Genomic DNA, 9,177 nt, shown 5'->3' with positions numbered 1-9,177 from the left:
CCGCCGGGATTACCAGTCCAGCGTGCCGCGGATGACGGTCTGCACCTGGCCGCCGGACCAGACATCGCCATGGTCATCGATGCGCAGGGTCAGGCGCGCATCGTGGCCCACTTCGCGACCCTGGCTGACCACATAGCCGTGCGCGGTGCCAGGCAGCGCATCGCGGCTGTCCAGCCAGGCAGCCAACACCGCATTGGCCGCACCGGAGGCGGCGTCTTCAAAGCGGCGACCGTTGCCGACGAACGCACGCACCGCCAGATCCCATGCCTGGCCCTGGCTGCGTGCATAGGCGAAGACCCCCATGCTGTCGGTGGCCTCGGCCAAGGTGGCCACGGCATCCCAATCGGGGGTGAGCGCGCGCAGGGCGGCCTCGTCAGCGAGTTCCACCACCCACCAGCTGCGGCCACCGGCCATGCGCGCCGGCGGCAGATTGCCCAGCGGCCAGCCCGCCAGCGCGGCCTGCAGGCGCGGGTCGGCGGCAGTGGTCACTTCGGCCACCGCGGCGCGCGGGGTACGGATCGCGATGGTGCGGGCGTCACCGCTGCCGTCCACGCGTAGGGGCAGGGCCCCGGCAATGCCGTCCTGGACCAGCACGCCCTCCACCGGCGCGGCCACGCCCAGCTCCAGCACGGCATGGGCGGTGCCCACGCTGGGGTGGCCGGCGAACGGGACTTCCTTCTGCGGGCTGAACATGCGGATGCCGTAGCTCGCGCCCGGGGCGGCAGGCGGGAACACGAAGGTGGTCTCCGGCAGCCGGGTCCAGCGGGCGATGGCCTGCATCGCCGTCTCGTCCAGGCCCTGTGCATCGAGCACGACGGCCAGCGGGTTGCCGGCGCCGGGGTAGGGCGAGAACACATCCAGCTGCAGGAAACGACGGGAGGTCATGGCGGGGCGCTCAACGAAAAACGGGCGGGCAGCTTACCAACCGGGGCCGCATTGCGGGCCCGGCCCCTGCAACGGGCAGGCTTGGCATAGAATCGGGGGTTCGGCCCGGCGTGCCGGGCGATCCCCCTCACTACCCAAACCTCCACCTCCATGTCAGCTTCCCCCCTTGTCGATCGCTGGATCGTACTGAAGTTCGGCGGCACCTCCGTGTCGCGTCGTCACCGCTGGGACACCATCGGCAAACTGGCGAAAAAACGGGCGGAAGAAACGGGCTCGCGTGTGCTGGTGGTGGTATCGGCGCTGTCCGGGGTGACCAACGAACTCACCGCGATCGCCGATGGCGCCGCCGACAGCCGCGACCGTATCGCCGCGCTGGTCGCGCGCCACCGCGAATTCCTGACCGAGCTGGAGCTGGACGCCACCGCGCTGGACGTGCGGCTGGACGCTCTGGCCGGGCTGCTGGACGATCCGCGTGCCGCCGGTCGGCCGCTGGAGTGGCAGGCCGAGGTGCTGGGCCAGGGCGAACTGCTGTCCTCCACCGTCGGTGCGGCCTACCTGCGCGCCAGTGGCCTGGATTTCGGCTGGATGGATGCGCGCGAGTGGCTCGATGCACTGCCGCCGCAACCCAGCCAGAGCGAGTGGTCGCAGCGGCTGTCGGTGAACTGCCAGTGGCGTGCCGAGGCGGACTGGGCCGTGCGTTTCCGCGCCCAGCCGACCCGCATGCTGATCACCCAGGGCTTCATCTCCCGCCATGCCGATGGTGGCACCGCCATCCTCGGCCGCGGCGGTTCGGATACTTCGGCGGCGTACTTCGGTGCGCTGCTCGGTGCCAGCCGCGTGGAGATCTGGACCGATGTGCCGGGCATGTTCAGCGCCAACCCGAAGGACGTGCCCGACGCGCGCCTGCTGACCCGCCTGGACTATTACGAAGCACAGGAAATCGCGACGACCGGCGCCAAGGTGCTGCACCCGCGTTCGATCAAGCCGTGCCGTGATGCCGGCGTGCCGATGGCGATCCTGGATACCGAGCGCCCCGAGCTGCCGGGCACCAGCATCGACGGCAATGCCGCGGCGGTGCCGGGCGTGAAGGCGATCAGCCGCCGCAACGGCATCGTGCTGGTCTCGATGGAAGGCATCGGCATGTGGCAGCAGGTCGGCTTCCTGGCCGACGTGTTCGGGCTGTTCAAGAAGCATGGCCTCTCCGTGGACCTGATCGGTTCGGCCGAAACCAACGTGACCGTCTCGCTGGACCCGTCCGAAAACCTGGTCAGCACCGATGTGCTGGCCGCGCTGTCGGCCGATTTGTCGCAGATCTGCAAGGTCAAGATCATCGTGCCGTGCGCGGCGATCACCCTGGTCGGCCGCGGCATGCGCTCGATGCTGCACAAGCTCTCGGACGTGTGGGCCACCTTCGGCCGCGAACGCGTGCACATGATTTCGCAGTCCTCCAATGACTTGAACCTGACCTTCGTCATCGACGAAGCGGACGCGGACGGCCTGCTGCCGATCCTGCACGCCGAGCTGATCGACAGCGGCGCAATGCCGGTGGAAGAGGGCGAAGTGTTCGGCCCGCGCTGGCGCGAAATCGCCGGCACCATCCGCCCGCGCGAAACCGCCTGGTGGCGGGGCCAGCGCGAGCACCTGCTGACGCTCGCCCAGGCCGGTACGCCGCGTTACGTCTACAACCTGCCGACGGTGCGGGCGCGTGCGCGCGCGCTGAACGCGATCAAGGCGATCGACCAGCGCTACTACGCGATCAAGGCCAACTCGCACCCGGCCATCCTGGAGGTGCTGGAGCAGGAAGGCTTCGGCCTGGAGTGCGTGTCGCACGGCGAGCTCAAGCACGTGTTCAACACGCTGCCGACGCTGTCACCCAAGCGCGTGCTGTTCACCCCCAGCTTCGCGCCGCATGCCGAGTACGATGCCGCGTTCGCGCTGGGCGTGACCGTTACCCTGGACAACGTGGAAGCGCTGCAGCGCTGGCCGGAACTGTTCAGCAACCGCGAGCTGTGGCTGCGCGTGGATCTGGGCCGTGGCGAAGGCCACCATGCCAAGGTCCGCACCGGCGGCAAGGACTCCAAGTTCGGCCTGCCGATCGCCCGCGTGGATGAGTTTGTCCGCATTGCCGGCGAGCTGGGCACCCGCGTGGTCGGCCTGCATGCGCACCTGGGCAGCGGCGTGGAAACCGCGCAGCACTGGCGCCTGATGTGCGATGAACTGGCCGGGTTCGCCCGCCGCATCGGCAGCATCGAGACCATCGATATCGGCGGTGGCCTGCCGATCCCGTACAGCGCCGACGACGAGCCGTTCGATCTGGAGGCCTGGGCGATCGGCCTGGCCGAAGTGAAGGCCGTGCACCCGGCATTCCGCTTGGCGATCGAGCCGGGTCGCTACCTGGTGGCCGAGTCCGGCGTGCTGCTGGCGCGGGCCACCCAGGTGGTGGAAAAGGACGGCATCCGCCGCGTCGGTCTGGATGCGGGCATGAACACGCTGATGCGTCCGGCGCTGTACGACGCTTGGCATGACATCGAGAACCTCAGCCGCCTGAGTGGCTACTCCGAAGCGATGTTCGATGTGGTCGGCCCGATCTGCGAATCCAGCGACGTGTTCGGCAAGCGCCGCCGCCTGCCGGCCTCGACCGCGCCGGACGATGTGATGCTGATCGCCGATGCCGGCGCGTATGGCTACGTCATGGCCAACACCTACAACCAGCGCGAGCTGCCGCGCGAGGACGTCATCGATGATGGCCCTTGACCGCTGCCTGTCGCCTTCCAAACCGGATACACCATGACTGCTTTTGATAAACACCAGGTTGCCGTTTTCCGCTTCGTCCGCTGCGACTTCGCCGCGGACACCGGCGTGGCGCAGCTGGTCTACGCCTTCGATGACGGCCCGGAGCTGATCGAGACGGTGACCATCCCGGGCGCGCCGTTCGTGCTCGAGGGTGACCGCGCCGAGGCGGTGCAGCGCGCACTGCGCCTGCTGCACCTGATGGCCGGCGTGAGCTACTACAAGGCCGGCGTGCCCGAGCAGGTGCACATCGACAGCTACACCATCGATGCGGCGACCGCCGCGCTGGTCGAGACGGTGTACCTCAACGGCCTGGGCGAATTCGCCTACCGCAATGGCCTGAACCTGCGCGGCCGCTTCCGCCTGCCGGTCCAGGGCGAGGCCTTCGCCGCACCGGCGCTGGGCCTGCGCGAACACGCGCTGGTCGCCATCGGCGGCGGCAAGGATTCGCTGGTCAGCATCGAAGCGCTGCGCAGCCTGGGTATCGCCGAAACGGTCACGTGGATTGGCGGTTCGCAGCTGATCCGTGCCTGCGCCGAGCGCACCGGCCTGCCGATCCTCAACATCGGCCGCACGCTGGCGCCGGAGCTGTTCGAGCTCAACCGCCAGGGCGCCTGGAACGGCCATATTCCGGTCACCGCGGTGAACTCGGCAATCCTGGTGCTGGCCGCGCTGCTGCAGGGCGTGGACCAGGTGGTGTTCTCCAACGAACGCTCGGCCAGCTATGGCAGCCAGATTCCGGGCACCGGCGAGGTCAACCACCAGTGGTCGAAGGGCTGGGCGTTCGAACAGGCCTTCGGTGAGCACCTGGAACGGCACGTCGCGGCGGACCTGCATTACTACTCGCTGTTGCGCCCGCTCTCGGAGCTGGCAGTGGCGCGACAGTTCGCCAAGAGTGACTTCTACGACGCGCATTTCTCCAGCTGCAACCGCAATTTCCACATCCTGGGCGAGCGCCCGGTGAACCGCTGGTGCGGCGTCTGCCCGAAGTGCCACTTCGTGTTCCTGGCGCTGGCCCCGTTCATGCCCAAGATGCGCCTGGTCGGCATCTTCGGCCGCAACCTGCTCGACGATATCGAGCAGGCCCCGGGCTTCGATGCGCTGCTGGAATTCCAGGACCACAAGCCGTTCGAATGCGTGGGGGAAGGCCGCGAATCCCGCGCGGCGATGGCGACCCTGGCCGCGCGCCCGGAATGGAATGAAGACGCGCTGGTGAAGCGCTTCGTCCACGAGATCCGCCCGCAGCTGGACGCCACTGAACTGCAGATCGAACCGCTGCTGGCGCTGGAAGGCGAGCACCGCATTCCGCCGGCGATCTGGGAGCGTCTGCGTGCGAATTTCGCAGCTTGAAGGCAAGCGCGTTGCGTTGTGGGGCTGGGGACGTGAGGGGCGCGCCGCGTTTCGCGTCCTGCAGCAGCGGCTGCCGTCGCTGCCGCTGACCCTGTTCTGCCCGGAGGCCGAGGCCGCCGCTGCCCGTGAGGAAACCCAGGGGGCGCTGACGGTTCGTTCGGATGTCACCGGCGCGGCGCTGGCCGCCTTCGAGGTGGTGATCAAATCACCGGGTATCAGTCCATATGGCGAGGCAGCCCTGCACGCCACCGCGCAGGGCACGCAGTTCATCGGCGGCACCTCGCTCTGGTTTGCCGAGAAGGCTGCTGCCGACGGCATCGTGCACGACACCGTGTGCGTGACCGGCACCAAGGGCAAGAGCACCACCACCGCGCTGCTGGCGCATCTGCTGCGCGCCTCGGGCGCGCGCACCGGGCTGATCGGCAACATCGGCCTGCCGCTGCTGGAAGTGCTGGCCCCGCAGCCGGCGCCGCAATACTGGGCAGTGGAACTGTCCAGCTACCAGACCGGCGAGGTCGCGCGCAGTGGCGCGCACCCGCAGGTCGCGATCGTGCTGAACCTGTTCCCCGAGCACCTGGATTGGCACGGCAGCGAAGCGCGCTACATCGACGACAAGCTGCAGCTGGTCACCGGGGCCGCGCCGCGGATCGCGGTGCTGAACGCGGCCGACCCGCACCTGGCAGGGGTGACGCTGCCGGAGAGCGAGGTCATCTGGTTCAATCAGCCTCAGGGCTGGCACATGCGTGGTGATGTCGTGCATCGCGGCGAGCAGGCCGTGTTCGACACCTCACACACGCCGCTGCCCGGCCGACACAACCGCGGCAACCTGTGCGCGGTGCTGGCGGCGATCGAGGCGCTGGGCCTGGACGCGGTGGCACTGGCCCCGGCGGTGCAGGACTTCCGCCCGCTGCCCAACCGCCTGCAGACCATCGGCATGCGCGAGGGGATCACCTTCGTCAACGATTCGATCAGCACCACGCCGCACGCAAGTCTGGCGGCGCTGGAATGCTTCGCCGGTCGCCGCATCGCGCTGCTGGTCGGCGGGCATGATCGTGGCCTGGACTGGCATGAGTTCGTCGCGCACATGGCCCACGACGTGCCGCCGGTGGAGATCGTCACCATGGGCGCCAACGGCCCGCGCATCCACGCGCTGCTGCAGCCGTTGGCCGATGCCGGCCGTTTCGGTCTGCATGCCGCTGCCGATCTGCCCGAGGCCATGGACTTGGCGGCCAAGGCGCTGGGCGGGCAGGGTGGGGTGGTGCTGATGTCGCCGGGGGCGCCGAGCTATGGCGTGTACCGCGACTACGTCGCCCGTGGCCGCCACTTCGCCGAGCTGGCCGGCTTCGATCCGGACCAGATCACCGCGATCCCGGGCATCGGGATTGCCTGATCTGTCGATGTAGAGCCACGCCATGCGTGGCTGCTGTTGGCGTGGCAGCTGTTGGCGTGGATGCTGCAGCCACGCATGGCGTGGCTCTACCCTGGGGCGACGCGGGATACGTCATCCACCCTGGTTACGCCGGTGATGCAGGCATCAGGCTTCTTCTTCATCGATGAACGCGTAATTCCCGTCGATGAGCTGCTGCAGGTACGCATCGAAACCCGGTGCGATCACGGCATAGCTGTCCGGATCGTGCAGATAGCGCACCACCTGGCCGACCGTGCCGCCCGGCGCGGGATCGAAATCCAGGTACAGCACCGAGGTGCCACCGTTGTTCATGCAGTGCGAGAAGCACAGGCGCTTGCCCATCGGCAGATCCGCATCGATGCCGTCGCCGAGAATCTCGGGGTCTTCCTCCAGCCATTCCTCGTAGATCGAGCGGATGCTGTCATCCCACTGCGCGCTGTCCTCGAATATCTGGTCCACCGAACGCAGGTAGTAGGGGTAATGCCCCTCCTCGACATCCGAACCCAGCATCAGCAGCACCGCCTCGCCACCCGGGTAGGTGCGGAAATGCGTGCCATCGACCCGTGCCAGCAGCGCCACCAGGCTCTCGGGCACCTGCGGCCAGCGCTCGCGCAGGCGCGCCAGGTCGGCCGCGCTGGCCCCTTCGACCCAGGCCCACATCCGCGCATCGTCGTCGGGCAGGCGCGGCACCAGGCCGGAAAGGAAACGATCGACAAGGCTCATGAGGGGTTCCATACACAGGGGCCGGCCAGCCTGCCATAACAGGGACGGGGGTAGTTAATTCAAATAGCACCACGCCCTATACGAACCCGGTGGTGCTTCAGTTTTACCCGGCGGCGCACCGTGCTGCTGGTAGGCAGCATGATCGCGCCCCGGATGGCGTGCGACATGCCACCGGTAGAAATCGTGCTCTGGGCGCCAACGCCCAGGACACCCACGCGCTCCCACAGGCGCTGGTTGATGCCGAGCGTTTCCGCCTGCGTGCTAGCGCTGATCTGCGCGAGGTACGCGCCTGTCCCGCTGCTGCATCGCCCGCGGCTTCGCTTAACTGGCAGGTCGCGCCCCCGGTGCGATCATGGGGGGCTGAATACTATCCCAGCTCTTCCTCATTGAGGAACGCGTAATCCTCATCGATGAGCTGCTGCAGATAGACATCGAAGTTCGGCGCGATCACCCGGTAGCTGTCCGGGTCGTGCAGGTAGCGCACCACTTGGCCGACGTTGCCACCGGGGGCGGGATCGAAATCCAAGTACAGTTTGGAAGTGCCACCATTGTTGAAGCAATGTGAGAAGCACAGGCGCTGTTCCACTGGCAGGTCCGGATCAATTCCCGCACCTAGGATATGGACGTCTTCGCCCAGCCATTTCCCATAAATCGAGCGGATGCTCTTTCCTTGGCGTTCCCATTGCGCGCTGTCTTCGAAGATCTGTTCGACCGAGCGCAGGTAGTAGGGGTACATCTCGATGTCCGAACCGAGTATCAGGACGCAGACTACGCCGTTTCGGTAGGTGCGGTAGTGGGTGCCATCGACTCGGCTCATCAGTTCCACGAGACTGTCTGGGGCATGTGGCCAGCGTGCTCTCAGACGGTGCAGGTCGGAGGCCGCCGCGCCGTCGATCAACGCCCACATCGGGGCCTCGTCTTCAAGCAGACGCGGGACGAGACCAGAGAGGAATGTATCGACAAGCGTCATAGCAGGAAATCCTTCCACAAGTGCACGAACAGGGTGACAGGTTGGTGTGGCTTCCGCGGTCAGGGGAGCCGTATCGGCCTGCCTGCTTGGCGTCCTCGTTGTCCTTCCAAGTCGCAAATGACACATGCGAACTTTCCCCAGCGGTGCTTGCGGGGCAACGTCGCGCCCTACACGGGATGTTCGCCCGCCCGTTCTACACTGCGGGTTCTTATCCCGAGGAGCAGACGCATGAACAAGCAATGGCGGTGGGGTGCGGCGGTGCTGTTGGGCATGACGGCGCTGCCCGCGCTGGCGGCAATGCAGGCCAAGCCGGTGGAGTGGACCCAGGACGGCACCACCTTCAGCGGGGTGCTGGTCTATGACGACAGTGACAACGACAAACGCCCGGGCCTCGTGATGGTGCCCAACTGGAAAGGCGTCAACGATTCGGCCATCGCCAAGGCCAAGCAGCTGGCCGGCGATGACTATGTGGTGCTGGTGGCCGATGTGTACGGCAAGGGCGTGCGCCCGAAGACCGACGCCGAGGCCGGGCCGGTGGCGACCAAGCTGCGCAATGACCGCCCTGTGCTGCGGGCGCGTGCGCTCAAGGCGATCGAGGTACTGAAGGCCCAGGCCGGCAAGGCACCGCTGGATGCCAGCCGGATCGGTGCGGTCGGGTTCTGCTTCGGCGGCACCACGGTGCTGGAGATGGCACGCGCCGGTGCGCCGCTGGCCGGTGTGGTCAGCCTGCACGGTGGGCTGGGCTCGCCGCTGCCGGCCGAGGTCGGTGGAACCCATCCTTCCGTACTGGTACTCAATGGCGCCGACGACAAGAGCGTCAGCAAGGACGACATCGCCAGTTTCGAGCAGGAAATGAACGCCGCGAAGGTGGACTGGGAGTTCACCAACTACAGCGGCGCGGTGCACTGCTTTGCCGAGTCGGATGCGAACAGTCCGCCGGGGTGCCAGTACAACGAACGCGCGGCCAAGCGCGCGTGGAAGGCGCTGGATGAGTTCTTCGAGGAGCGGTTCGAGACGACACGCCGGTAGGTGCCGACCGTTGGTCGGCACG

General features: G+C 67.3%; 7 protein-coding genes. 4 read left to right on the top strand and 3 right to left on the bottom strand.

All coding sequences use genetic code 11. The features are described from left to right. Window positions 1-9 precede the first annotated feature (9 nt). Window positions 10-885, bottom strand: a complete 876-nt coding sequence (locus tag ACE026_RS06155) for a PhzF family phenazine biosynthesis protein (protein WP_461770514.1) — start codon at window positions 883-885, stop codon at window positions 10-12. Between the two features lie 150 nt (window positions 886-1,035). Here ACE026_RS06155 and ACE026_RS06150 point away from each other — a divergent pair, with 150 nt between their 5' ends. Genes ACE026_RS06150 through murD form a run of 3 tightly spaced genes read left to right on the top strand, consistent with a single transcriptional unit; the run spans window position 1,036 to window position 6,415 of the window. After that, on the top strand, window positions 1,036-3,639 hold the full coding sequence (locus ACE026_RS06150; protein WP_486038371.1) for a bifunctional aspartate kinase/diaminopimelate decarboxylase: 2,604 nt from the start codon (window positions 1,036-1,038) through the stop codon (window positions 3,637-3,639). A gap of 33 nt (window positions 3,640-3,672) precedes the next feature. Beyond that, the gene (gene murL / locus ACE026_RS06145) at window positions 3,673-5,025 is read left to right on the top strand and encodes a UDP-N-acetyl-alpha-D-muramoyl-L-alanyl-L-glutamate epimerase (protein ID WP_486038370.1); all 1,353 of its coding nucleotides are present in this window, start codon (window positions 3,673-3,675) and stop codon (window positions 5,023-5,025) included. Beyond that, entirely contained in the window at window positions 5,006-6,415 is a 1,410-nt protein-coding gene (murD, locus tag ACE026_RS06140; RefSeq protein ID WP_486038369.1) for a UDP-N-acetylmuramoyl-L-alanine--D-glutamate ligase, read from the top strand. The genes murL and murD overlap by 20 nt, the downstream gene beginning before the upstream one ends. Window positions 6,416-6,559: 144 nt before the next feature. On the opposite strand, the gene ACE026_RS06135 is transcribed toward murD, so the two are convergent. Together ACE026_RS06135 and ACE026_RS06130 are read right to left on the bottom strand one after the other, a co-directional pair. Continuing rightward, complete coding sequence (locus ACE026_RS06135; RefSeq protein ID WP_486038368.1) at window positions 6,560-7,156, bottom strand: SMI1/KNR4 family protein; 597 nt, start codon at window positions 7,154-7,156, stop codon at window positions 6,560-6,562. A 367-nt stretch (window positions 7,157-7,523) separates the two neighbouring features. Next, complete coding sequence (locus ACE026_RS06130; protein WP_486038367.1) at window positions 7,524-8,126, bottom strand: SMI1/KNR4 family protein; 603 nt, start codon at window positions 8,124-8,126, stop codon at window positions 7,524-7,526. Between the two features lie 228 nt (window positions 8,127-8,354). Between ACE026_RS06130 and ACE026_RS06125 the strand changes: the two genes are divergently transcribed. Further along, the gene (locus ACE026_RS06125) at window positions 8,355-9,155 is read left to right on the top strand and encodes a dienelactone hydrolase family protein (protein WP_486038366.1); all 801 of its coding nucleotides are present in this window, start codon (window positions 8,355-8,357) and stop codon (window positions 9,153-9,155) included. Window positions 9,156-9,177: the final 22 nt, after the last annotated feature.

It is taken from the genome of Stenotrophomonas sp. AGC87 (assembly GCF_057333975.1).
The sequence above is the reverse complement of the archived record's forward strand: the minus strand, read 5'-3'. Positions and strand labels throughout refer to the sequence as shown.

Excerpts from the sequence above, each read along its gene's own strand:
- ACE026_RS06135 (WP_486038368.1), bottom strand. The coding sequence starts at position 7,156 with ATGAGCCTTGTCGATCGTTTCCTTTCCGGCCTGGTGCCGCGCCTGCCC.
- murL (WP_486038370.1), top strand. The coding sequence starts at position 3,673 with ATGACTGCTTTTGATAAACACCAGGTTGCCGTTTTCCGCTTCGTCCGC.
- ACE026_RS06130 (WP_486038367.1), bottom strand. The coding sequence starts at position 8,126 with ATGACGCTTGTCGATACATTCCTCTCTGGTCTCGTCCCGCGTCTGCTT.
- ACE026_RS06155 (WP_461770514.1), bottom strand. The coding sequence starts at position 885 with ATGACCTCCCGTCGTTTCCTGCAGCTGGATGTGTTCTCGCCCTACCCC.
- ACE026_RS06125 (WP_486038366.1), top strand. The coding sequence starts at position 8,355 with ATGAACAAGCAATGGCGGTGGGGTGCGGCGGTGCTGTTGGGCATGACG.
- ACE026_RS06150 (WP_486038371.1), top strand. The coding sequence starts at position 1,036 with ATGTCAGCTTCCCCCCTTGTCGATCGCTGGATCGTACTGAAGTTCGGC.